18 protein-coding genes are annotated in these 24,201 nt (G+C 69.2%); 11 read left to right on the forward strand and 7 right to left on the reverse strand.

From position 1 onward, the window contains the following. Positions 1–344: 344 nt before the first annotated feature. Together BJL86_RS15135 and BJL86_RS15140 are read left to right on the forward strand one after the other, a co-directional pair. The gene (locus tag BJL86_RS15135) at positions 345–1,529 is read left to right on the forward strand and encodes a glycosyltransferase family 4 protein (RefSeq protein WP_075845077.1); all 1,185 of its coding nucleotides are present in this window, start codon (positions 345–347) and stop codon (positions 1,527–1,529) included. Next, the gene (locus BJL86_RS15140; RefSeq protein ID WP_198034331.1) at positions 1,529–2,194 is read left to right on the forward strand and encodes a phosphatase PAP2 family protein; all 666 of its coding nucleotides are present in this window, start codon (positions 1,529–1,531) and stop codon (positions 2,192–2,194) included. The genes BJL86_RS15135 and BJL86_RS15140 overlap by 1 nt, the downstream gene beginning before the upstream one ends. On the opposite strand, the gene BJL86_RS15145 is transcribed toward BJL86_RS15140, so the two are convergent. Next, positions 2,191–4,077, reverse strand: a complete 1,887-nt coding sequence (locus tag BJL86_RS15145) for an MmpA family trehalose lipid delivery protein (protein WP_075845079.1) — start codon at positions 4,075–4,077, stop codon at positions 2,191–2,193. The two genes, BJL86_RS15140 and BJL86_RS15145, sit on opposite strands and share 4 nt — an antisense overlap. A 57-nt stretch (positions 4,078–4,134) precedes the next feature. Between BJL86_RS15145 and BJL86_RS15150 the strand changes: the two genes are divergently transcribed. Further along, complete coding sequence (locus BJL86_RS15150) at positions 4,135–5,397, forward strand: polysaccharide biosynthesis protein (RefSeq protein ID WP_198034332.1); 1,263 nt, start codon at positions 4,135–4,137, stop codon at positions 5,395–5,397. Between the two features lie 136 nt (positions 5,398–5,533). Here the strand turns inward: BJL86_RS15150 and pgfA are convergent, their stop codons facing one another. Further along, positions 5,534–6,817: a cell envelope lipid trafficking protein PgfA gene (gene pgfA / locus BJL86_RS15155; protein WP_075845080.1), complete on the reverse strand. Its 1,284-nt coding sequence runs from the start codon at positions 6,815–6,817 to the stop codon at positions 5,534–5,536. A 183-nt stretch (positions 6,818–7,000) separates the two neighbouring features. Here pgfA and BJL86_RS15160 point away from each other — a divergent pair, with 183 nt between their 5' ends. Further along, complete coding sequence (locus BJL86_RS15160) at positions 7,001–8,260, forward strand: acyltransferase family protein (protein WP_075845081.1); 1,260 nt, start codon at positions 7,001–7,003, stop codon at positions 8,258–8,260. On the opposite strand, the gene BJL86_RS15165 is transcribed toward BJL86_RS15160, so the two are convergent. Both BJL86_RS15165 and BJL86_RS15170 read right to left on the reverse strand, forming a co-directional pair. Next, complete coding sequence (locus tag BJL86_RS15165) at positions 8,185–12,762, reverse strand: alpha-(1->3)-arabinofuranosyltransferase domain-containing protein (protein ID WP_083657657.1); 4,578 nt, start codon at positions 12,760–12,762, stop codon at positions 8,185–8,187. The genes BJL86_RS15160 and BJL86_RS15165 overlap by 76 nt on opposite strands. A gap of 6 nt (positions 12,763–12,768) precedes the next feature. After that, positions 12,769–12,930, reverse strand: a complete 162-nt coding sequence (locus tag BJL86_RS15170) for a DUF2613 domain-containing protein (RefSeq protein ID WP_231887267.1) — start codon at positions 12,928–12,930, stop codon at positions 12,769–12,771. Between the two features lie 429 nt (positions 12,931–13,359). Between BJL86_RS15170 and BJL86_RS15175 the strand changes: the two genes are divergently transcribed. From BJL86_RS15175 to BJL86_RS15185, 3 genes are all read left to right on the forward strand, one after another. After that, entirely contained in the window at positions 13,360–13,929 is a 570-nt protein-coding gene (locus BJL86_RS15175; RefSeq protein ID WP_067476672.1) for a TetR/AcrR family transcriptional regulator, read from the forward strand. 102 nt (positions 13,930–14,031) lie between these two features. Further along, positions 14,032–15,927, forward strand: coding sequence for a long-chain-acyl-CoA synthetase (locus tag BJL86_RS15180; protein ID WP_075845083.1), 1,896 nt, complete (start codon positions 14,032–14,034; stop codon positions 15,925–15,927). A 96-nt stretch (positions 15,928–16,023) separates the two neighbouring features. Then, positions 16,024–17,151: an alpha/beta hydrolase family protein gene (locus tag BJL86_RS15185; RefSeq protein ID WP_156515398.1), complete on the forward strand. Its 1,128-nt coding sequence runs from the start codon at positions 16,024–16,026 to the stop codon at positions 17,149–17,151. A 24-nt stretch (positions 17,152–17,175) separates the two neighbouring features. On the opposite strand, the gene argJ is transcribed toward BJL86_RS15185, so the two are convergent. Then, positions 17,176–18,417, reverse strand: a complete 1,242-nt coding sequence (argJ, locus tag BJL86_RS15190) for a bifunctional glutamate N-acetyltransferase/amino-acid acetyltransferase ArgJ (protein ID WP_067476678.1) — start codon at positions 18,415–18,417, stop codon at positions 17,176–17,178. Between the two features lie 48 nt (positions 18,418–18,465). Here argJ and BJL86_RS15195 point away from each other — a divergent pair, with 48 nt between their 5' ends. The 3 genes from BJL86_RS15195 to BJL86_RS15205 all read left to right on the forward strand — a co-directional run bounded on the left by BJL86_RS15195 (position 18,466) and on the right by BJL86_RS15205 (position 21,064). Then, positions 18,466–18,927 carry an SRPBCC family protein gene (locus tag BJL86_RS15195; protein WP_067476681.1) on the forward strand — a complete coding sequence of 154 codons (462 nt, stop codon included), beginning with the start codon at positions 18,466–18,468 and terminating at the stop codon, positions 18,925–18,927. A gap of 81 nt (positions 18,928–19,008) precedes the next feature. Beyond that, the gene (locus BJL86_RS15200; protein ID WP_067476684.1) at positions 19,009–20,187 is read left to right on the forward strand and encodes a glycoside hydrolase family 3 N-terminal domain-containing protein; all 1,179 of its coding nucleotides are present in this window, start codon (positions 19,009–19,011) and stop codon (positions 20,185–20,187) included. 34 nt (positions 20,188–20,221) lie between these two features. Further along, entirely contained in the window at positions 20,222–21,064 is an 843-nt protein-coding gene (locus BJL86_RS15205; protein WP_067476687.1) for a PIG-L family deacetylase, read from the forward strand. Positions 21,065–21,088: 24 nt separating this feature from the next. Here BJL86_RS15205 and BJL86_RS15210 read toward each other — a convergent pair whose 3' ends face one another. After that, positions 21,089–21,892 (reverse strand): GAP family protein, encoded by an 804-nt coding sequence (locus BJL86_RS15210; RefSeq protein WP_231887268.1) that lies wholly within the window; start codon positions 21,890–21,892, stop codon positions 21,089–21,091. Positions 21,893–22,061: 169 nt separating this feature from the next. Between BJL86_RS15210 and BJL86_RS15215 the strand changes: the two genes are divergently transcribed. Continuing rightward, positions 22,062–22,571, forward strand: coding sequence for a hypothetical protein (locus BJL86_RS15215; RefSeq protein ID WP_067476690.1), 510 nt, complete (start codon positions 22,062–22,064; stop codon positions 22,569–22,571). Between the two features lie 30 nt (positions 22,572–22,601). Here the strand turns inward: BJL86_RS15215 and BJL86_RS15220 are convergent, their stop codons facing one another. Then, positions 22,602–24,116 carry a flavin-containing monooxygenase gene (locus BJL86_RS15220; RefSeq protein WP_082908638.1) on the reverse strand — a complete coding sequence of 505 codons (1,515 nt, stop codon included), beginning with the start codon at positions 24,114–24,116 and terminating at the stop codon, positions 22,602–22,604. Positions 24,117–24,201 lie beyond the last annotated feature (85 nt).

The raw sequence follows: 24,201 nt of genomic DNA on the forward strand, positions 1-24,201 counted from the left end.
GGCACGCACATACTCCACTTTCGACGGTATTTACTTTGCCCCCTGACCGCCCGGCCCGCGCGAACGCGCGTGAACCCGGCCTTCAGTCGGGCACCGCGACGACGAGGGATTGTCGCAAGCCACGAGGAACTCGCGGACGCCACGGTGCTTCCGGCCAACTGCTGTAAACACGTCGATAATTCCTGGAGAATATTACTTGCCTCTACTGACAAAAATCGAACTCCGCCTGTTCGAGCGCTTATCGTGTGTGCACCGACGGGCCGGGAGTCACCACCGCGAACGGCTGCCGGTGCCCTGGGGTTTCGAATCGCCACCGGCCGGGGCCGCCGGTAAACTTGCCGCCCATGGCTCGATATCTCCTCCTGTGCTGGCGTGACAGCAGCCACCCTCAAGGCGGCGGCAGCGAACGCTATCTCGAGCACATCGGCAGATATCTCGCCGCCTCCGGGCACGAGGTCGTCTTCCGCACAGCGAAGTACCGAGGCGCCGCGCGCACCGAGTCCGCGGGCGGGGTCACCTTCCGCCGGGGAGGGCGACGGCTTTCGGTATACCCACGCGCGTGCCTGTTTCTCCTGCGCGAACGCGCGGCGGCGCGCATGGGCCGGCGCGAGGCGTTCTCCGCCGTCATCGATACCCAGAACGGCGTGCCTTTTTTCGCTGCGACGTTCTCGGGCGCGCCGACGGTCGTACTCACCCACCACTGCCACCGCGAGCAGTGGCCTGTCGCGGGGCCGGTCCTCGCGCGGATCGGCTGGTGGATCGAATCCCGGCTGTCCCCGCGTGTGCACCGGCGCCGCCAGTGGCTCACGGTCTCGCGGCCCTCGGCAGCCGAACTCGCCTCGCTGGGCGTGCCCGCCTCACGCATAGCGGTGATCCGCAATGGTGTCGATCCCATTCCCGCCGGGATCTCCGCGGGCACGCCGTCGGGACGCGCGCCGGGGCCGCGCCTGGTCGTGTTGTCGCGGCTCGTGCCGCACAAGCACGTCGAGGACGCGCTCTCGCTGCTCGCCGAGCTTCTTCCCGACCTGCCGGACCTGCACCTCGACGTCATCGGCGGGGGTTGGTGGGAGCCGCAGCTGCGCGAGCACGCCGACGCGCTCGGCGTATCCGGCGCAACAACCTTCCACGGGCACGTCTCCGAGCACCGCAAGCACGAGATCCTGCGCGCCGCGACCGTGCACCTCATGCCCTCGCGCAAGGAGGGCTGGGGCCTCGCGGTGATGGAGGCCGGGCAGCACCGGGTGCCGACGATCGGCTACACCCACGCCGCGGGCCTGCGCGATTCCATCGACACCGGGCGCACAGGCATCCTCGTCGACGGACTGGACGGGATGATCGCCGCGACCCGCGAGCTCCTCGCCGACCGCCCACGGCTCGAGCGCATGGGCGAGGCCGCCCGCGATAAGGCGGCCGGTTTCTCCTGGGAATCGGCCGGCGCCGCCGCCGCATGGCTGCTCTCCGAGGCCGCCACGGGGCGCGTGCACTCCGGTGTCATCGCCCCACCGGCGGATTCCGGCCGGGAGCGGTAGTGCCGGCCGCCGCACGGGTAGGTATGACGTCGGGCGTGGCGTTCTGCCTCGCCGTCGCGATCACCTGGTTCGGGTGGACCGATGCGGTCGATACGACGGTCCACGATTTCGCGCTGGAGCTGCGTTCGCCGTGGCTCTCGCCCCCGATGCGCGCGGTGAGCGCGGTGTTCGCGCCTCTCACCGCTTCTGCACTCACCGCGGCGATCGCGTTGTGCGTAGCCGCGTGGACGAGACGGTGGCGGCGACCGCTGCTCTTCGCCGCGGGCGTGCTCGCGGCGGCACTAACGTTCCGCCTTGTCAAGGAGTGGTTGCGCCACCCGCGTCCGGATGCGCGGGACTGGCTCGAGTATGCCGGCGGCTGGTCGTTTCCCAGCGGGCACACGACAATCGCGACAACCGTGTGCCTCGGTGTCGTCGCCGTTTTTGGTACCTCATGGCCGGCCGCGCGGCGGCGGGTGGCGTGGGTGCTCGCGGTAGTCGTGGCCGCCGCGGTCGGGATCAGCCGCATCTATCTCGGCGTTCACTGGTTCGGCGATGTCGTCGGCGGTGTATGCCTGGGGATCGCGGCGTCCGCCGTCATGGGTGGACTGGCGGCGACGGCCGCGAAGCGCGACGCCAGGTCTGATCCTGGCGCCGATTCCGTAGCGGAGGCCGCGAGAGGTTAGCGGCGACGCCCGGCGATGAGGGCTCCGGCCGCGCCGCCGACGAGCGCGAGTGCCCAGGCGGCGTGCGCGACGAGAGCGAGTCGGCGGGCGGATTCCGACGCGGGGGCGAAGGCTTCGGCGTTTTCGGTGGCGGCCGGATCCGCGGCGGGTAGGCGCCACAGCGTCAGCTCGTCGTCGGCGAAGCGCTGCTGCGCTCCCGCGAGAGTGTCGGCGGCGTTTCCGCGCTCGCCGCGGCTTGTCGTCTCGTCGAGCACCCAGTCGACGCCCATGGCCGCGAGCTCGCCCGCGTCGGCGCCACCGAGGAGTGCGCGCTGCGCGTCGCGGGCGTCGCCGCCCTCGCCCTCGACGATCTGCCCGCCGACGGCGAGGTCGCCCGGTTCGAGCACGTCCGCGTGCAGCAGCCGCGCCGCTGGGTCCAGCACAACGCGGCCGCCGGCCCACAGTGGCGTGGAGCGGAAGCCGCCCGCGGGCAGGACGAGGACGGTCTGCCGACTGCCGGATGCCTCGCTCGCCGCGGCGAGTACGTCGTTGACTCCGTCCCAGCCCCCGCCGTAACGCACGGGGACGAATTCCCTGTTCAGGAACTTTCCGGCGTCCGGTACCAGCACGAGCGGCACGAGGACGAACGCCGCCGCACCTGCCGCGGCGAGGCGAGTCGACGAGGGGGCGATTCCCGTGCGGACCGCGTGTGCGACCAGTGCGATGGCGACGGCCGCGCCCGGGATCGCGAGGCCCACCCATTTCTGCCCGTCGCGGAGGATGCCGAGGGCGGGAGCGGTATCGATCATCGCGGTGAGCGTCGCTTGGCCGGGTGGGGTCGCGGCAAGCGAGACGAGGGCGATGACCGCGGTCGCGGCGCCCAACGCGGTGCGCGCGGGCAGCATGTCGGCGGGGGCGCCGGAAGAGGCACTGGAAGCGGAATCGCCGGTCGGGCGCACGCGGCGGAAGGCGAACACGGCCCCGGTGATCCACACCAGAAGTAGAGGAAGGGTGAGCAGCACGGTGAGCGCGCCCGTTCGGGAGCCTGGTACCGCGTCGGAGTTCCAGATGCCGCCGAGTCCGGCGAGCGAGCCGATTGTCGCGAGCCCGGGCTCTGCGCGCGCAGCGAACGCGGCGACGCCTGCCTCCGCGCTGCCCGCATCACCGGCGCCCCACCCGAGGAGTGTCCCCGCGAGCGCCGGCATCGCAGCCAGTGCGAGCGCCGGCACGGCGAAGGCCGCAGCCCGTGCGACCCGGCGGCCCGCACAAGCGGCGACCACCATCGCTCCCACCACGGCTACGGCAGCCATGACCAGTCCGGTCGGTGTGAACGCGGCGAGCGCGATCACCGGGACGAGCCACGCGGGGTTGCCGCGGGCCGAGCGTTCGCGGCTGGGCGACGTCAGCAAGAAGTAAAGAGGAACGAGCGCGGCCGCTGCCACGCCGAGCAGCAGTGACCATGCCCCCTGGGCGAGGCGTTCGGCGACGAAGGGGTTCCACATCGCCACCGTGATGGCGGGCGCCCGCACCGCAAACCCGGCGTGCGGCACGGCGGCGAGCGCCCACGCGCGTCCGGCGACACCGAGCAGGATTAGCGCCGCGGCGACGAGTAGTGGCAACACGAGCGCCTCGGGCGCGCCGACCGCCGTGAAGGCGTGCTGAAGCGCCCACATCGTCACGTCCTGCGGCACCGCCCGCGCCGCTGCGGGCCCGACGCCGAGCGCCGCATCGGACAGCGGCGGGCCCGGCGTGCTCACGGCATCGCGCAGTAACACGAAGCGCCCACCCGCACCCCCGACGAGCGCGTGACCCCACAGCGCGGCGACCGCGATCGCGATGAGAAGGGCGTCGGGCGCCCACGTTCGAATGCCGGCGCCGGCGCGGGTGCTGGGTGCGTCGGTCATGGACACGACGGTAGCTGCCCGGCGGACCCGCGCGGCGCAACTGGCACACTGAAGCCCATGTCCGACGCCCCCACGCCCAGTTCCGCGACGCCCCGAACCCCCGGTTTCGGGCGCAACGCGCTGGTTGTGACGGCGGGGGCGATGATCGCGAATATCGCCGCCTATCTCGTGCACCTGCCCGCCTCGCGCTGGCTCGGCCCCGAGTTGTACGGCGAGTTCGCGGCCCTGCTGTCGGTGCAGCTCATCGCCGCCGTACCGACCCTCGCGCTACAGGCGGTCGTCGCGCGCGACCGCACGCTCGGAGCGTCGCAGGAACACCTTCGCCGTATCGGCTGGAAGGTCGCGGCCGGGCTCGCGGTGGCCGTAGCGGTCCTCGCGTGGCCGGTGTCCGCGGCATTGTCCACGTCGATGGTGACGGCGGTCGCCGCGATGGCCAGCGCCCCGGCGCTCGCGGTGTTCAGCGTCGAGCTCGGGCTGATGCAGGCCGCGGGGCGTTTCGTGCGCTTTTCGGTATTCTCCGCGCTCGCGGGGATCGGGAAATCGGTTCCCGCGATCGCGGTGCTTGCCGCCACGGGGCACGTCGCGCCGACGCTCGCCGCGGAGGCGGCGGGGGTGGTCGCGGTGTTCGCGCTCGCCCGGTGGACCGCCGGACGGGCCGCGCCCGAGGCGGCGCACGAGGGCCGGCCGTCCGCGCACCCCCGGGTCGCCGATGTCGTGCGGGCAAGCCAGGTGCAGCTGGCCCTCATCGCGCTGACCACCACCGACCTGCTCGTCGCGCGCGCCGTGCTCGACCCCGTCGACGCCGGCAACTACGCGCTCGGCTCGATCGCGACGAAGGTGGCGTTCTGGCTTCCGGCCGCCGTGGCGACCGTGTTGTTCCCGCAGATGGCGGACCCGGCCTCCCACGCGCGGGCCCGCCGACTCGCATTGACGGTCGTCGGGGGCGTCGGCCTCGCGCTGTGTCTGGGCGCGTTCGCCGTCACTCCTGTGGTCCCGATCGTGGTCGGTGAGGACTACGCGCCCGTGGCGGGATGGCTGTGGCTGTTCACGGCGCTCGGCGCACTGCAGTCGGTGATCCAAGTGCTGCTGCTCGCGGGAATTGCCGCGCATCGCACCCGCGAGGCGGGGGTCGCCTGGATCGGCGTGGCGCTCGTCGCGGGTGCGCCGCTTCTCGCGGCGACCGGGGCTGCGGGGTCCGCCGTTCGCGATGCGTTGTCGGTGACGACACTGGCGACGTGGACCGGGCTGTCGCTCGTGGTGACGGCGGTCGTAGCCGGGCTCGCCTTGCGGCCGGCCGCCGCGCGGTCGGCGCGCCCGTAACTCCCCGCGCGGGATCAGCCCCTGCGGGAGGTCACGCAGAGCAACCGGGCCGCTTTCTGGGTAGATCACGTTAAATCACCCGTGGCCGGACCCCATCTCGGGGTCCGGCCACTAAAAGCGGTGGGCAGCGCGAGCGCTAGTTCTTGCGGCGGGTGACGAAGAATCCGCCGACGATGAAGAGCAGGCCGATGATGCCCAGGCTTATCGGGAGGGTGCGCCCATACAGGGTGACCCGCGAATCGCTTTCCTGGGACCGCTCGACCGCACGATCGATGGTCGGCTGATCCCAGGCGCCGACGTACGAGAACGCGGTGCGGGTCGGCTGCTGCTTCTCCTGCTCGACGGCCGCTTTGTCGGCGAAGAACTCATCCGCCGCGCCCTGATCCTCGGCGAAGAACTGGAACTGGTCCTCGCGACCCTTGAGGATCTGCCCCGTCGACTTCGACACCGAGATGGTGCGCTCGTTGGTGTAAAAGCGATTCATCCGGACCTCGCGGTTGGGATCGCCGTCGAGGCCCCAGGCGCCGGCGGTGCCGCTGATCCGGTAGGACGCGAGAATCGAGTTCACGGCCTGGGAGAAGCCGGGGTTGATGGCCTGGAAGTGCGCGGCGATCGAGTCGTACATGTTGATCGGCCCGACTTCTTGCCGGTAGACGTTCACCGGAACGCCGTCGACCTCGGACTCCTCGACGAAATGGATGGGGTTCGTGGTGAAGGTGGAGGCGTCGAAGTAGTCGTAGTCCTCCTCCTTCGGATCGAACGGCCACTTGTACTGCAGGCCCTCGCGGTGGAACTCGGCCGGCGCCTCGCCGGTGGTCTCCGCGTCGACGAGCTCGACCGAGCCGTTGTTGCCCTCGATCGGCTCGGCGGTCTTGCGGTCCATGGTCACGCGGTCCTTGGTCGCCTGAACGAGCGCACCCTCTTCGTCGCCCTCGTCGAGCCGGTCCTGGCGCAGCACGGACTGCGAGGCCTGGAAGGTAACGGTGTCCTTATCGCCAGGCTCGACCGCGTACACCTGGCGTTGCGCGACGGTGGGGACACCGGCCTCCATGAAGCAGGACATCGGCAGCGGCGCGTCCTCCGGAGCCTCCTCGGGCTGCGCCTCCTCGCCTTCGCCCTCGGCCGGCGCCTCGGCATCTTCGCCTTCGCCCTCTTCCTCAGGGGACGGCGGACGGCATTCTTCGCGCTCGGCGTTGCCCGGCGTCGGCTCGCCTGCTGCGAAATTCGCGCCGACCAGAAGGTTCGCCGGGGCTTCCTCGGTGATCGTCAATGAATCGAGATCGAGCGGCGTGACCTTCTGGCTCGGCACGACCGCGAACACGAGCATCAGCGCCAACGTGATGAGAAACGCGCCCAAACCGAAGAAAATGGCTGGCAGCGCGAGGCGCGTCTTACTCCCCCGCGGCGAGTGGGATGTCATGCAACAGGCTCCTTTTCGGCGTGACCTCCCAGCACGTTCACCGACGTCAAGCGGGGCCGGAGGATACTCGTTCTGCAAGGCAAGCGTCGATTTGTCGTTCTGTGAAGTATAAACGTGTCCAGCCTCACGCTGCGAACCGGCGCGGCGTGTAGCCCAGCGGAATGCGAATATATGAGGCGGACGATGAACACCCCAGCACAGCACGAGACGCCTCCAGCGCCGCCGGCCACCGCCGCGGCGCCGCTTCGCACGGCCAAAGGATTCATCCCGCCGCTCGAGGGAATGCGCGCGCTCGCCGCGTTCGGCGTCCTCACCACGCACGTCGCCTTCCTCACCGCCACATCCACCGGCTCCCCGCTCGCCCGCGTGTGGGGTCGCTTCGACCTCTGGGTCGCGGTGTTTTTCGCGCTGTCCGGATTTCTGTTGTGGCGCCGCCACGCCAACACCGCCCATGACGGCGGAGAGAGCTCACGCCCGGGCCGCCCGCAGCGCCCGGTGCGCGAGTACTACCGCTCGCGCCTGGTGCGCATCATGCCCGCCTATCTCGTCGTCGTCCTCGTCGCCATGCTGGCGCTGCCGGAGAACGTCGGCATCGGGATCGGCGAATGGGTGGCCAACCTGGCTCTCGTCCAGGTACTCGTGCCCGGGGCACTCGTCGCCGGTCTCACCCACGCCTGGTCGCTATCGGTGGAGGCGGCCTTCTATGTCGTGCTGCCGCTGCTGTGGCTCGCGCTGGCGCCGCTGCGCGGAGACCGCGCGAAATGGCGGGTGCCACTGATTCTCGGCATCGCCGCCGTCAGCCTCGCGTGGGCGTACGTGCCGTGGGAGGCGGCCGGCCTTCCCGCCGGAATCAACCCGCATACGCTCCCCGCCGCGTTCGCTTCGTGGTTCGCGGTCGGCATCCTGCTCGCCGAGTTCACCGCCGCGCCGCCTCGCGCGCTGCTCGCGCTCTACCGGGCCCCGTGGTCGAAGTGGGCGTGGTGGGCCGCGGCGGCACTGATCTTCCTCACCACGACGAGCACCCGCCTCTACACCGAGGGCTTCGTGCAGGCGAGCCCCGCCGAATTCGCCGGGCGCACCGGCTCGGGCGCGCTCATCGCGTGGTGCCTTCTCTCGCCGATCGTTCTCGCCGGTCCCGCGGCGCGCTTCCGGTTCCTGGGTTCGCGCCCCATGCTCGCTCTCGGTCGCTGGTCCTACGGTATTTTCCTGTGGCACATGGTCGTGCTCCAGCTGCTCTTCGGCGTGCTCGGGGTGCCGATGTTCGGCGGCCACATGCCGATCATGTGGATCGCGACCGCCGCGGTGACGATCGTCGTGTCCGCGGCGAGCTACGCGTGGATCGAGGAACCCGCCAGACGCGCGGCCGGTCAGGCCCCGCTGCGGCCGGTAGTGCCCGCGTCGGCGCCCGGTTCGGCATCGGGCTCCGGCGCGCGGCGCGGGTAGTCCAGCGCCCCGCGGGCGAACACCACGGCGAGCGCGGCCAACGCAAGCAGCTGCGCGGCGATCGAATCACCGCCCCACTCGGTCCCCGGCCACGGCTCGCGCGCAACGAGCATCGCGGCGACGCCGAGGGCCCCGGCGATAAGGACGGGCGCGGCCCGCCGTGGGAGCACACGCAGACCCGCGACGGCGGCAGCGAATAGCGCAAGTCCGGGCACGCCGCCGATGACGACGCCGGTAACCGCTCCCCCGGCCAGCCACCAGCGCCTCGAGCCTCTGCGGGGTTCGCTGGCGGCGCCCGCCCGGTCGTGGCCGCGCGCAAGCAACAGCCACAGCACGAGGATCAGCGCGAACGGTCCGGTGGAGAGAGCGGCGCGGTAGTAGCCGTCGAGAGGGAAGTCCATGACGATCTTCGCGCCCGCATCGACCCCGGCGGGAAGAATCCAGCCCTGCTGCCAACCGCCGACGGGGATCGGCGTGAGTTCGGATTCGCCGTCTGCGGAGACAAGGCGCGCATTCCATCCGGTGTTGTACGACTGCGGCACAACAAGCAGGGTCCCCGCGTCGCCGGTGCGAGTGGTCAGCTCGAGGACGCGGCGCGCGGGACCGTCCTCCTCGACGACGGTGTTCGCGCGGTCCTGTGCGGCCTCGCCGAGCGCCGGATCGCCCGCCCGCGCCGAGGCCGGGGACAGTTCGAGCCCATCGACGCTGAGCGCGGGGCCCGGTTCAACGGTGACCGTACCCTCGCCCGCCGGAAGGCGTGCCGGCGCGTCGCCGCAGGGCGCAGCGAGGACGGGTTCGCCGCGGCGCAGCGCGTCGACCGTGGTCGTCACCGTCATTCGCGTTTCGGACGCGACCTCGCCGTGGGCGTCGCGGACCCGAATCACGGGGCCCTCCGAGCACGGCACGCGGATCGGTTCCTCGCCGGTCCCGAGCGGCCGGGCAAGTGGGAGCCCATCGGTGCCGAGCAGGCGCACGTCCCCGATCGCGGGCGGGCGGGCGTCGAAGCCGGAACCCGCATCGTTGCGCACGACCGAGTATTCGAGCACGCGAATGGTGGCCTCCGAGGCCGTGGCGTCCGGGATATCGAGGATCCACGAGCCATCGGTTTCGGGCTCGGTGTCGGTGAGGTCGACGCGCTCGGTGCGGTCGCCGATCTCGATCTCCACGACCTCCGGCCGCGCCCCGTTCACCGCCGCCGTGGGCCAGATCCGTACCGAACCGATGCGGCCGCGCTCGGGCACACCGATGCGCAGCTCCGCGGGCTCGGCCTCCTCCGATCCGGCGTCGTCGTCCTTCCCCCTGCCGTCGCGTTCGTCTTCGGCTTTCGCGTCCTCTTCGTCGTCGACGACGGACTGCGGCGCCCGCCAGGCGGTGCCCGGGTCTCCGTCGACTGCTGCGAGCGCGTTGCCGAGCGGATCGTCGACATCGGCATCCCCACTCGCGGTGAGCTCGTCACGCCCGGCGGTGAGCAGCGCGTCGAGCGCTCCCCCCGCCCTCGCCCGCACGCTCAGCAGCGGACGGAACTCGCCTTCGCGCGCCGAGTCCAGGGTGCGGGTGAATTCGCCCGGCTCCTCGGCAGGCACCGCGAACCCTGCCTCGCACGCAGTGGGGGCCTCCGGCCCCGGCCTGCCTCCGGGCCGGGCGATACGCCCGGCCTCGGGCATGCATGCCGAGCGGCCCGGGTACTGCGCGCCCAGCGACCAGCCGAGCACCTGCCGCCCGCTCGCGGGGACGACGACCTCGCGCCGCGGGGTCACGTCCTCCCCGCCGCTGCGCACGCCGAGTTCGGAAATCGCGAAATCAAAGCCCCTCGTCCCGGCTTCGGTGGCCACCGCCGTCACCTCTGCAAATGTCGAGGCGCCGGTGGGCAGCGCGATCGTCGACGGCTCGCCCGGGGTGATCGACGCGACCGTCGAGCCGGTGTCGGTCTCGACGTTGACCCGCACGACCGGCGAACCGGCGAGCTCCTCCGGGCCCGGGGTCTGCACGGTGAGCACGAGCCTGTCGCGAGGGACATCGAAGTCCACGCGCACGCTCTGCCCGAACGCTCCGTCCCCTCCGCGCGAGTGCCACGTGGTTCGCTCGTCCCGGTCGGCGAGCGCTGCGACACCCTTGCCCTGCGCGACGGGACCGGGCTCGTCGGCGGCGCCCGCCGAACTCGACGCGGTGATCTCGCCCCCGCGCCAACGCAGATGTGTGCGGTAGGCCTCGGCGGAATCGCCGGCCCCGGGATCGGCCTGCTCGCCGTCATCCGGATCGATCTGCGCGGCGTAGTCGAGCTGCGAGCTCAGGGTGGTCCGCTCCTGCCCGGGAGTGCGCAGCGCGGACGTCGACTGCGACGCCCTTCCGAAGTCCGTCTCCCGCAGGCCGGGTGTGTCGGTTCCGATGACGGCGGACGTGCCCAGATCCCCGGCCCCCGCTGCCCCCGCCGCCTCGGCGTCCTTCGCGAGCAGCCGCGTCGTCGGCTCGGCGCCCGCGCCGTCGCCGGAATCCGTTGCCGAACCCGGGCGCAGGGCGGCGAGATCATCGAGCCGCGCGAGCGCCTCGGGGCCCCCGGCGACCTGCGGGACCTGGTCGAGCGGGATCGAATACGGGGTGAGATCGGTGGCCGAGCCGACGCGGTAGATGACGATGGACGGGACCTGCGGGCGCAGCCCGGAATCGACGGTCGCGGTCGCGGACTCGCCAACGATCGGGGCGGCGCCCTGGGGTACGCCGAAGCGGGCGACGGGCGTGAACCCGCCGGACTCGCGCAACGCCTGATGGACGAGCGCAGGCCGGGTCCCGCCGGTCTGGGGCACGAGATCCGAACGCACGACGACATACCCGATGCCCTGCTCCGTGAGCGTCGCCGACAACCCCGGCGAGGGGCGGCCGGAGTCGAAGACGCGCTGCACGGAGTCGAGCGCCCGAATCGCCGGCGCCGGCTGCAGCGGAATCGAATCGCGCACGGCCCAGGGCGAATCGGCGAGGGGCTGGATCGGCTCGTCCCGCGAGGTGCCCCACACCTGGACGCCAAAGGAGGAGCCGGGCGCGACGAGCGCGCGGGAGTCCGCGGCGTTGGTGGCCAGCCAGTCGGCCGCCTCGGACCAATGCTCGGCGGGCGCCTCGTGCGGACCGTTGGCGGCGAGCTCGCCGCGCCACACCGGGGTCAGCGCGAGAACGAGGGCCAGGACGACCGCACAGACGGCGGCCAGGCCGGGGTAGCGCTCGATGCGCTCGAGGCGAAGCGCGTGCGGGCGCCACCCCGACCCCTTCGGCAGACGGCCCGCGGCGCGGGTGAAGAAATAGATCGCCGCGAGGACGAGCGGCAGACGCAACACCGGCTCCCATTTGTGGGCGTTGCGCAGCGGGGCTCCGGCGCCGTCGAGGAAATCCTGGACCGCTTCGGCGAAGGGAAAGGAGGGGGTGATCCAGCCGGGTCCGGGAATCGCGTAGGCCGCCGTCAGCAGGAGCAGTCCTGACCCGGCCATGAGGGCGAGCCGGCCGCGATGGGAGATCGCTCGCTCCTCGGTTCGCCCGGTGCCCCCTCGTCCGGCGGCACCCTGCCCGGAGGCGCCCGGCCAGGCGAGCCCGACGAGGCCGGCGCCTGCGACGACGACCGTGGCGATGATGACCAGCGGGGTCGCGACGATCTGCTCGTTGGCGCCGACGTTCGGGGAGATGTACGGCACCCAGCTGCTCGAGCCGCGGAGCACCTCGACGAGCGCGGACCAGCGGGAGGTCACCGCCGCGGATTCGATGTAGTCGAGGAACGGCGGGGCGACGCTGCCGAGTACGACAAGTGGCACGATCCACCAGAGGCTCACGAGCGCACTGAGGCCGACCCACCAGCCGGCGAGCCGCCGCCATGTCCGGTTCGGACGGGAGGTGAGCAACCACAGCAGCGCGGGAAGGCACGCGGCGACGGTGGCGACGGCGTTGACCGCTCCCATGAGCGCGACCGCGAGCGCGGCCGCGGCGCCTGCGCGGCGCGGGGTCCACCGGGAGGTCAGGCCCTTGTGGATGGCGAGCACGACCCACGGCGCAAGCATCATCGGCCAGATCTCCGAGGAGATCGTCCCGAGAGAGGTGAGCACCTTCGGTGCGCCGACATAGGCGAGAGCGCCGAGGATCTGCCACGGGGTGCGGCCGATCCCGAGCGCTCGGGCAAGGCGGTAGATGCCGGTGAAGCCGATGGTCAGCGCGAGCGCCCACCACAGTCGTTCCGTGATCCACGGTGGGACGTGCGCGAGCTGGCCCACCGCGAAGAAGGCACCCTGGGGGAAGAAGTAGCCGTAGGACTGGTTCTGCACCTGCCCGGAAAAGGACTCATCGGTCCAAATATGCACGCTGCGGGAGAGGAAGCCGACAGGGTCGACGAGGAGATCGTATTTGGTGTCCGAGACGATCTTGCCCGGCGATTGCAGCCCTACGACGAGAAGGAATGCGGGGAATGCGAGAACGAAGTCGGCCAGTCCTCGCAGGCGCGGCGCGGACTTCGGCAGCGCCGGTGACGCCACCTTCGGTTAGCCGCGGGAGCCGTACTCGACCTGTCCGAACAACGACTGGTCGGCCGGCGGGGTCTCGAGCTCGGGGACCGAGTTCTCCGCCACGGCTGCCTGCGCGCCGAAAGCCACGATGACACCGGCAACGATGCCGACGCCTACTCCGGCAAGACTTCCTACCATTGCCTTCATTTTCGAGGTGACCCTTTCGGTTGCTGCGCGGGCCCCGGCGTGAATCGGCGGCCCGGGCGCGGGCGTATCTGTGGTGACTTTAACAGCTGCCACAAGGCTTGCCCAACATGACGCATCATCGCGTGGCGGCACATGCCGCGGACTCCCACTCCGAGCGTATTTGAGGTCACGCGACCGGGATCCCGCCGAGCGCGATATATTACTGGCGGGTAAGTTAGATCACAGCGCGTGGCGGACCGCCGCGCACCGCGTGGAGCCCATCCACATCACGTCGCAGTCGAGCATGGGGAGGTACATGTGCCCACCAGAGCCACATCCTCCAAGAGAGCGTCGTCCACAGCTCCGCGCGAGCCGAGTGGCGGCGAGAGTAAGAAGCACGCCGGGACGAAGCGCGTACCCCGTGCGATCAGGGAACAGCAGATGCTCGACGCGGCCATCAAGGTCTTCTCCGAGCACGGGTATCGCTCTTCGTCGATGGACGCGATCGCGAAGCAGGCCGAGACCTCGAAGCCGATGCTGTATCTCTACTACGGCTCGAAGGAGGAGCTCTTTCTCGCGTGCGTGACTCGCGAGTCCGGGCGGCTGATCGACACCCTCGAGGCGCAGATCGCGCCGGATGATTCCCCGAAGACGCGCCTGAAGAAGGTCATCTCGTCCTTCCTTCAGTTCGTCGAGTCCAACGCCGATTCGTGGAACGTCGTCTACCGGCAGGCCGAGGCCGAGCCGCCCTTCAGGCAGACGGTGACCTCCACCCGCCGACTGTTCATCGAGATGACGGCAGAGTTGCTCAAGCGCTCGACTTCGGACACGTATTCGGGCGAGGACGCCGAGCTCATCGCCGTCGCGCTCGTCGGCGCGGGCGAGGCCGTCGCCGACCGGGTGGCGAACAAGGAGGTCGACCAGAACGCGGCGGCCGATCTCGTCGTCCAGTTAAGCTGGGGTGGCCTCGCCGGCACGAACTCAACACCCCTACCTCGCGAAACATCTTAGAAATCGAAGCCGTCCGTGCGTACGGGTCCCGCGCCATCGCACGGTCCTTCACCGCCAAGCCAATTCCATACTGCACACGCAACTGCAACGTCAGGGAGAATCTTGTCCGCGCCGCATAAAGACACCTCAGCACGCAAAAACCGATATTCGACGGTCTCGATCACGGACATCGCCAAGGGGCTGCCCGACATGATCCCGGACCTGCCCTCGGTTTTTCGCGGCCTGTTCCTCCTGCGCACGATTCGTAGCCACCACAAGCGCTCGATCGGGCAGGTGTTCGAGCAGAACGTCGACAAGGCCCCGGACCGCCCGTTTCTCAAGTTCGCCGACGACGTGTGGACGTACCGCGAGGCCAACGAACGCGTAAACGAGATCGCCGCGGTGCTCGACGCGCAGGGCGTGCGTTCGGGCGACACGGTCGGCGTGTGCATTACCAACCGCCCTGAGGCGCTGCTCGCCGTGCTGGCGACGGTCAAGCTCGGCGCGTCTGCGGGCATGATCAACGTGCACCAGCGCGGCGACGTACTCGACCACTCGCAGGGCTTGCTGGATTCGAAGGTCATGCTCATCGGCGCCGAGTGCGAAGAGGCCTATCTGTCACTTCCGGGGTCGAGTAAGTGGTGCGGCACCGTCATCGGTGTGGACACCGCGCACGACCTTCGCGTGGCAGACGCCGCCGCCGGAGAGCGCCCCGACGCGATGAGGGACCTGCCGTGGCTCGACGATCTGGTAGAGCAGATGGGCGGCCACGCGAGCACGGACAATCCGCCGTCAACCCCCCATGTTCTCGCCAAGCAGACCGCCTACCAGGTGTTCACCTCCGGCACGACGGGCATGCCCAAGGCGTCGAAGATGACCCACCTGCGGTGGAACAAGGCGATGGTCGCCTTCGGCCTTTCCGGTGCGCGCCTGCGCAGCACCGACACCCTCTACTGCCCGCTGCCGCTGTATCACAACAACGCGCTCACGGTCGCGCTGTCCGCGGTGCTCGGTGCCGGCGGCTGCCTCGCGATCGGCGAAAAGTTCTCGGCGAAGCGGTTCTGGGACGAGATCGTCGGTTTCGATGCGACCGCATTCATCTACATCGGCGAGCTGTGCCGGTATCTACTGGGTCAGCCTGTCCGCCCGCAGGAACGTGAGCACAACCTGCGGATGATCATGGGCAACGGCCTGCGCCCGGAGATCTGGAAGGAATTCCAGGAGCGCTTCAACATCCCGCGGGTGTGCGAGTTCTACGCCGCCAGCGAGTCGCCCGTCGCGTTCGTCAACGCGTTCAGCGTCGACTCCACCGCCGGGTTCACCACGGTCCCGCACAAGATCGTCAAGGTCGACACCGACACCGAGGAACTCGTCCGCAATAAGAAGGGCTGGCTCGTCGAGGCGAGGCCGGGCGAGGTCGGCCAGATGATCGGCCACATCACGAAAACGACTCCCTTCGACGGCTACACGAACTCGGCCGCCACCGAAAAGAAGATCGTGCGCGACGCCTTCAAGAAGGGCGACGCCTGGTTCCTGTCCGGAGACCTCGTGTTCAACCAGGGCTTCAACCACATCGCCTTCGTCGACCGGCTCGGGGACACCTTCCGCTGGAAGGGCGAGAACGTGGCGACCACCGAGGTCGAGGGTGCGTTCGGCGGAATCGACGGCGTCGACACCGCGACCGTCTACGGCGTACAGATCCCGGGCACCGACGGCCGTGCGGGAATGGCGGCGCTCACGCTCAAGGACGGCGCGGATTTCGATGGCAAGGCCTACGCCGAGGCGCTCACCGGTTCGCTGCCGAACTACGCGGTCCCGCTGTTCATCAGGATCATCGAGCAGCTCGAGGAGACCTCGACGTTCAAGGTACGTAAGACCGATCTCAAGAAGGACGGCTACGACGCCACGCGCTTCGACGATCCGCTGTACGTGCTCTCGTCCAAGGACTGCGAATACGTGCCCTACTACGACGGCGCCGAGAAGGACGTCGCCGCGGGATCGGTATCTGGGGGAAAGTAGATCTCTCCCGCTCGCGCCGCTTGGACGGTGATTGCTCGCGTCATTAAACTCAGGCGGAGTCCCATCTCCCGATCCCCCTAGCGAGCAGGAGTTCCGTTGAGCACATCCCGCCGGCGTGGCCCAGCGTGGCGCCGCCCGGCGACGCGCCGCCAGATGCTGTGGGGCATGGTCGCAGGGGTCGGAGGGGCGGCGGCATTCTCGGTGGCCCGCACCGGCTCCGATTCCGGATCCGACGAGTCCTCGGAATTGCGCGGCGTGGACCGTCCGAGCACGTTCCACTATCAGCGGCCCGACGGGCCCGTCGACGTCCTGCCTCCGCGCCGCACGTTCTATCGCAACGCCGCCGAGGGCGGGCAGCAGACGTTCGGGGATTTCTATCTGCCGGCCTCCGTCAACCCCTCGATGCCGGTCGTCGTGCTCGTCCACGGCGGTGGCTGGTCGCAGGAGCAGAGCCTGGAGTACATGGGCAAGCTCGCCGAGGATATCGCCTCGTTCGACGTCGCCGTGTGGAATATCGAGTATCGCCGCACCGGTAGCGGCGGAGGCTGGCCCACCACGGTCCAGGACGTCTGCGATGCGGTCGATTACCTGCCCGAGATCAACGATCAGATGGGCGGCCGCCTCAACCTCGACGCCGTCTCGGTGTGCGGGCATTCCTCCGGCGGCCATCTCGCGCTGTGGATCGCCGGTCGCAGCGCCCTGCCGGCGAACCTTCCCGGCGCAAACGTCCGGCAGCCGGTCTCGCACTGCGTGTCCCTCGCGGGCGTCGCGGACCTGGTCAAGGCAGAGGAGAGCGGGGACCGCTACCTCAAGACGCTGCTAGGCACCACGCTGGACGAGGACCGCAAGAAGTTCGTCGACGCCAGCCCGGTTTCGCACCTTCCCACCGGCGTCGAGGTCGTCGCCATCCACGGCGAGAAGGACGACGTCGTCCTGCCCGCCCAGTCCGAGGACTACGTGTCCAAGGCCCGCGCGGCCGGAGACGACGCACGCCTGGAGATCGTGCCCGGCGGCAATCACGACCCGTGGACCGACATCCGCCAGGGCCCGTGGAAACGGGTGCGGACCATCTTGCTCACCCAGCTCGGTGTGCCGGGTGCCCATCTGCGCGGGCAGCCCCCTACCGTCACCGCGCCGGTCTCGCCGGGCAGGTCCGAGTCGGCCGGAGGTTCCTCCGGCAGTTCCTCGCCGTCGACGTCCAGCTCGGAATCGAGTTCCGGCTAGAGTCCGGCCGCAGAACGTGCGGCGCTACGTCGTGTAATCGGCGTTGATCGCGATGTACTCGCGGGTGAGGTCGCAGCCGTACACCGTCGCCGTGCCACCTTCGCCGCTGTTGTCGATGCCGAGCTCGACGCGAATCTCCACCGACTCCGCGCTCATGATCTGGGTGAGCCGCTCCAGCTCCGCCTCCCCCGCGAAGGTTGGGTACGTCTCGAGGTCGCCGAACACGATCCGCACCTTCTCCGGATCGATGTCCTGGTCAGGCCCGCCCTCGACACCGAGCTTGCCGATCGCCATCGCCACGCGGCCCCAGTTCGGGTCCGCCCCGTGCACCGCGGTCTTCACCAGCGGCGAGTTGAGCACCGCCTTCGCCACCCGCTTGGCCTGGGCGTCGTCGCGCGCCGCCGTCACCGACACGGTGAGCAGCTTCGTCGCGCCCTCCCCGTCACGCGCGAGCTGCCGGGTCAGGTCCAGGCATACCGCCGCAACCGCGTCCTCGAAGGCGTCCGCGGGCACCGGCCCGGCCGCCCCGGATGCAAGTATGACGGCGGAGTCCGAGGTCGAGGTGTCTGTATCGACACTCAGCGCATTGAACGTGCGGTCGACGACCCTCCGGAACACCTCGTCGAGCTCTTCCGCCGGCACCTGGGCATCGGTGCATATCGCGGCGATCATCGTCGCCATGTTGGGCTCGACCATCCCGACGCCCTTGGCGATCCCGACAACGCGGGCATCGCTGCCCGCGACCTGGGCTTCGGCGGTCTTGGGGTGCGTGTCGGTCGTCATCATCGCCTCGGCCACGGCGACGGCGTCCGCCTCCGTGGTCGCGCCGACCCCGCCGTCATCCGCCATTGCGTCGAACGCGGAGCGCAGGAGGTCCATGGGGTAGCGCCGACCGATCACGCCGGTGGAGGCGACGAACACCTGCTCTGCGTCGAGCCCGGCGACGCCGGCGGCGAGCTGCTGCAGCTCGCGCGCGTTATCGAGGCCGACCTGACCGGTGGCGACGTTCGCGTTCTTTGCGACCGTGACCAACGCCCGGCCCGCCCCACCGGAAAGCGCCTCGCGGCTCACTCGGACCGAGGGACCGGCGAACAGGCTCTGGGTGAACACGGCCGCGGATGAGGCGTTCTCGGTGTCTTCCGCGGCAAGCAGCGATACGTCAGGGCCGTGCTCGCGCAGCCCCGCCGCCGTCACGAAGCAGCGAAAGCCACGGGGAAGATCCAGGTGCTCGTGGGCCTGTGTGGGTGCGGGGCGGGATTGGGTCATGGATCCATTGTGAACGATCGCGGCGGCGAACGCGGTTAGGGTGGGGTCATGGCCGACATCGAAGTGTCCCAGGAAATCGACGCCCCGCTGGCCACCGTGTGGGAGTTGCTCATCGACGTGGCCCGCCTGCCTGAGATTCTCAGCGGAGTGCAGGCGGTGCAGGTCGCCGGTGGCGGCGATTTCGCCCCCGGTTTCCGGTGGCTGGAGAAGCGGCGCGCCTCCGGTTTCCCCGGCGAGCGGGAGTGGCAGGTCATCGAGAGCGCGCCGTACGCCGGGTTCACGCAGGAGTCCTTCTCGGACGGCGAGCGAACCCGCATCACCTACCGACTCGACGCGCGCGGTGAGGGCGCCACCGTGCTGGGGCTGCACTACGAGCGGGTGCTCGAACATGCCCCGGCGGTCGTACACGTCGCCTCGCGGATTTCCGATCCCTTCCACGAGCGCGCTGTTCGTAAGACGCTGGGCGTTGATGCGCGGCAGATCGCGGCCGCCTGCGAACAGACCCGTTAGCCGAGCGCCGAAGTAGACACATGGCCCCCTATTGTCCGGCCGGAGCTGACCGCCAGGGTGAGGGCCGTTAAGATGGCGGCTATGAAATTTCGGTCCGGGCTACTGGCTGCCGCCATGAGCACGGTGATGGCGACGACCTCCGCGTGTGCCCTGCTCCCCGGCGAATCCTCGGATCCCTCGGTGCAGCAACCCACCGTCTCGGCGGCGTCCGAACAGACGTCCACCTCGTCCCCGAAGACCGATACGTGCCCGATCCACACCGAACTCGATTCGATGGAGGTTCGCACCAAGATCGCGCAGCTGCTCACCGTTGGCGTGGCGAGCGCCGAGGACGCGATGTGGGCGGTCAACGACATCAACGTCGGCGGGATCTTCATCGGGTCCGACGTCGCCGAGCCGATCCTCGCCTCCGGGCAGCTTCCGGAGCTCCGCCGTCAGGCCCCCTTCCCGTTGATGGTGACCATCGACGAAGAGGGCGGCCGGGTCTCGCGGATGGACGCGGTGAGCGGACCGCTGCCGTCGGCGCGCGCGATGGCGCAAATGCCGATCGAGGAGGTTCGCAATCTCGCGCGGATGCGCGGCGAGGAGATGAAGCGTCTGGGGATCACCGTCGATTTCGCCCCGACGATCGATGTCTCGGCCCAACCCGACGACGACGTGATCGGGGACCGCTCGTTCTCTCCGGACCCGCAGGTCGTCATCGATTACGCGCGTGCCTTCGCCGAAGGGCTCCTCGAGGCGGGGATCACGCCTGTGTTCAAGCACTTCCCGGGCCACGGCCGCAGCACCGGGGACTCGCACCAGTCCGCGGTGTCGGTCCCGCCGATCGAAGAGCTACGCGATTACGAGCTCCGCCCCTTCGCGCAGCTGGTGGGGATGCCGCGCACCGCCGTCATGATGGGCCACCTCGATGCGCCGGGGATCACCGCGCCGGGCGAACCGGCGTCGATGTCGCCGGGCGCCTACGACCTCCTGCGCTCGGGAGAGGGCTACGGCGGTCCGCCTTACAACGGGGTCATCTTCACCGACGACCTGTCTGGGATGCGGGCGATCACGGACCACTACACAGTTCCGGAGGCGGTTCTCCAATCGCTCATCGCCGGCGCCGATTCGCCGCTCTGGATCTCGACCGCCGAGCTCGTGCCGACGATCGACATCATCGAGCAGGCGGTGAACGACGGGCGCTACCCCGTCGAGCGGCTCGACGCGTCGGTGCAGCGGATGTCCGAGCTGCGCAGCTCCAACGGCTGCAACGAGTAGCACGCGGCGCCAGGAGCGCGTAATAATCGTCTGCGTGTCCACGATCGCGTTCTTCCACGCCCATCCAGACGACGAATCCTCCCAGACCGCCGGCATGATGTTCCGCGCCGCGCGTGCCGGGCACCGCGTCGTACTCATCATCGCCACCGACGGTCGTTATGGCACGCCGCCGGCCTCGGGCGAGGACATCGTCTCCTTCCGCCGCGGCGAGGTCGAGGCGTCCGCTCGCGTCCTCGGCATCGAGCCGCCGCGCTGGCTCGGCTACCACGATTCGGGCATGCTCGGCGCGGAGACGAATGCCGACGATCTCGTGCTGGCCCGCGCCGATGTCGACGAAGCCGCCGGACGCCTGGTCGAGGTGCTGGATGACGTCGCCGCCGACTATCTCCTGGGCTACGACCACCACGGCGGGTATGGGCATCCCGACCATGTCCAGGTACACAAGATCGCCGTAGCCGCCGCGCGCCTGCGACCGGATGTGCGCCTTCTGTTCACGTCGTTCAGCGCGAGCGAGAGCGCCGCGCAGATGGCCGATCCCGCACTCCTCGAGGTCCTCAAAGCCGAGGCACCGGACTTGGCCGCGGTGTTCGAGACGATGGATCCGCAATCGATCAACATCGGCAGCGATGGCGAGCCGATGGGCCTGGACGATTCCGATCTGCGCTGGAAGATCACTCTCGACGCCGACGAGCTCGCGGCCAAGCGCCGCGCGATGGAGTGCCACGCCTCGCAGACCAGCGACGTCGGGATGATGCTGTCTCTTCCGCGCGCGATTTACGATGCCCGATTCGGCGCAGAGTTCGTGACGGTTCCCGAGTACGTCGACGCGCGCGGCACCGTGGGCCCGCCGGTCGAGGGCTGGCCGTTCGGCGACTGATGATGCGCCTTACGTTCTGAATGGCTAGAAGAGAACCCCGAGCTGGAGCATCCGGACGATCGAGAGAATGACCAGGGCCACGCCGACGGCGATCGTGAGCCATTTGCCCAGTGTCTTTGCCCGCGCGAGGAACCTGTTGATCTTCGACGTGGCCGCGTCCACCCTGCTGCTGTTGACTTTACTCAGCACGGTGATGAGGCATGCGCTCGGCGCAATGGCCACGAGCGCGAAGACGACGATCTCGATGATCTGCTGAAGCACTGAGGTGCCCGCGAAAGAGATGACGACGACGCCGGTGGCGAACGGAATCGAGGTTCCCGACTGGATAATGCCCAGCGCGATGCCGGTGCCGAAGAGTCCGAACTTCTGCAGCACCGATTTCGGAATCGGACTGTCCTCGGCGAGCGCCTCGTCGACTGCTTGCTCCGCAGCCACCTCGTAGCCCTCGCGCCGAGAATCGGCGAGCTTCGCCGCCGCGTGTTCGGCGCGCTTGTTCTTCTGCGGTTTGAACGCGACCGCGAGGAGTATGACACCGATGATGCCGGCGATGACGGCGACGATAGGGTTCTCCCACAGCTCGCGGAGGAAATCCTGGTTCGCGCCGATCACCCACACCGCGAGCGCGGCGAGGATCATGATCCCGATGAAGGCGCCGCCGGTGAACTGCGCGGCGCGCGGGGCGAAGAGGCCGGGCTTATCCCGCAGGCTCAGCCACAGGCCTGCGATAACCGCAAACGCGAGGAGGTTGACCGAGTCGACCGCGGCGAGCCCCATAAGCTGCAGGATGTGCCCGAAGACCACTAACGGCACCTCCATCTGTTCGCCCATGTGTGTTTCGCCGGTACCGGCGCACGTTAACTTCTATCGCCCATGAGACGAATTTCATTGCTCATTGTGGATTGTTTCAGGGCGCCGGACTACTCAACAGTACCGGGGTGTCGCAGAATGGAAGGGTCGCCCGACCAAGCCCAGTAGATTCGCGAAGGAAGTCCCCTTGATGTTCAGGATTCGCCGTGGAGCTCTCGTTGCAGCGAGCAGCCTCTCCCTCGTCGCCGGCGCCGCATTCATCGCCCCGGCCGCATCCGCGGCCAGCTCCGTCGATGTATTCCAGAACCCGGCGACGGTCGTGGGGACCGGATCCGCATCCGGAAGCGGGGGCAGCGCTGCCCCCGCTCTCCAGGAGTTCTCCCTCGAGGTGGAGCAAGGCGCGTCTGGGGTCGGCATCGTCAGCGTCGCCGACTCGGAGGCCACGTGCTCGTCCCCGGGCGACGAGCTCGAGGTCACCTGGTCGAACTTCACATCCGGCGAGCGCGGCACCTTCGAGGTCGACGCGTGCGGAACCGAACCGGGTGAATCCGGCGAGAGTGTCGAGTTCGGTTCCGGTTCGATCAACTTCTCCACCCGCGTGCTCGGTCCGCTGAGCGTCCAGTTCGGTTCCGCGGGGACCATCGGCTCGCTCGTCCCGTCGGCATACCTGTCGGGGAACGGATCCTTCACTCTCGACTAGTCCGCTCGGCGGGCGCGTAGAGCTCTTCGACTAGGAGAAGTGGAGGTCCGGGTCGTCGATCCGGCCCTTGAGCAAAACCTTCCGGTCGTCGACGTAGCGGTTACCGATGGTCCACGTCCCGGAGTCGAAGACGCGCGGCAGCTTGTCCTCGTTCCGCTTGACGTAGCCCGCTCCGAAATCGAGGAGCGGGCGCGTCGCGGAAAAGTCCCCGGAGAATCGCGGCGTCGCGATGCGGTAACCGCGTTCGTCCATATAGCGCAGCAGGCGAGTGAAGTGGGTGGCGAGCAGCCCGATCTTCAGCGTCCACGAGGAGTTCGTGTAGCCGACGGCGAACGCGAGGTTCGGCACGTCCGAGAGCATGATCCCCTTATAGGCCGCGTGTTTTCCGACCTCGATCGGCTGCCCGTCGACGGAGAGGGCGATGCCTCCGAGTGGCTGGAGAATAAAGCCCGTCGCCGTCACCAGAAGGTCACACGGTAGGTGCTTCCCCGACCGGGTGACGATGCCGTCCGACGTCAGGTGGTCGATAGTGTCGGTGACGATCTCGGCGTCACCCTCGGCGATTGCCGTGAACAAATCGCCGTCGGGGACGACGCACAGGCGCTGGTCCCATGGGTTGTAGGGCGGGGTGAAGTCCGGGTCCATCGGGTAACCGGCGGGCAGGTACCGTTTGGCGAAGGACTCGATGAACTTGCGGCCGAACGCCGGGAAGCGGCGCAGTATCGAGTACTGGGTGGCCTGGAATTCGATGTGGATGGCGCGCATGATGTGGTGCGCACGTTCGACACCGAACAGCCTTCGCAGCGGTTTGACCAGTGGGGACACCCTGGGAAGCGGGAACATGTAAGTGGGAGTGCGTTGCAGCATCGTCACCGATTCGGCTTTCTCGGCGAGCGAGGGGATGAGCGTCACCGCGGTAGCGCCCGAGCCGAGCACGACGATCTTCTTGCCGCTGTAATCGAACCCCTCGGGCCAATATTGCGGGTGGATGATCTCGCCGGCGAAGTCCTCGCGACCGGGAAGTTCGGGGTTGTTCGCCTTGTCGTAGCGGTAGTATCCGCTGGCGTTGAACAGCCACGTCGCGTGCACGGCCTCGGTACGCACGGAACCGTCGTCGCGGGTGACCTCGCAGGTCACCGTCCATTTCTTGGCTGCCGAATCCCAGTGCGCTCCGGCGACCTTGTGGCGAAATCGGATCGAGTCCTCGACACCGTATTCGCGCGCCGCTTCGCGCACATAGTCGCGGATTTCCTCGCCCGGGGCGATCATCGTGTCCCCGGTCCACGGCTTGAACCCATAGGAAAAGGTCTGCACATCCGAGTCGGAGCGGATCCCGGGGTAGCGGAACAAGTCCCAGGTACCGCCGATCGCGTCGCGCGCCTCGAGGATCGCAAAGGTTTTTCCGGTCTCGCGCCGGCCGAGTTCGATGGCCGTGCCGATTCCGCTGATTCCGGCGCCGATGATGGCGACGTCGACGTCGATCCCGCCGCCTGCGTCGTCGCCGTTGCCGGTGCGGCCGGCAGGCTGCTCGTTAGCTTCGGCCATCGTGGATCCCTCCTCCACAGGACGAAGGTCGCCCTGCGCCGTGGTGTGGGACTATTCTGGCACGAACAACTTGGCCACCGCCGCC

This window comes from Dietzia timorensis (assembly GCF_001659785.1).
GTDB classification, from domain to species: Bacteria; Actinomycetota; Actinomycetes; order Mycobacteriales; family Mycobacteriaceae; genus Dietzia; species Dietzia timorensis.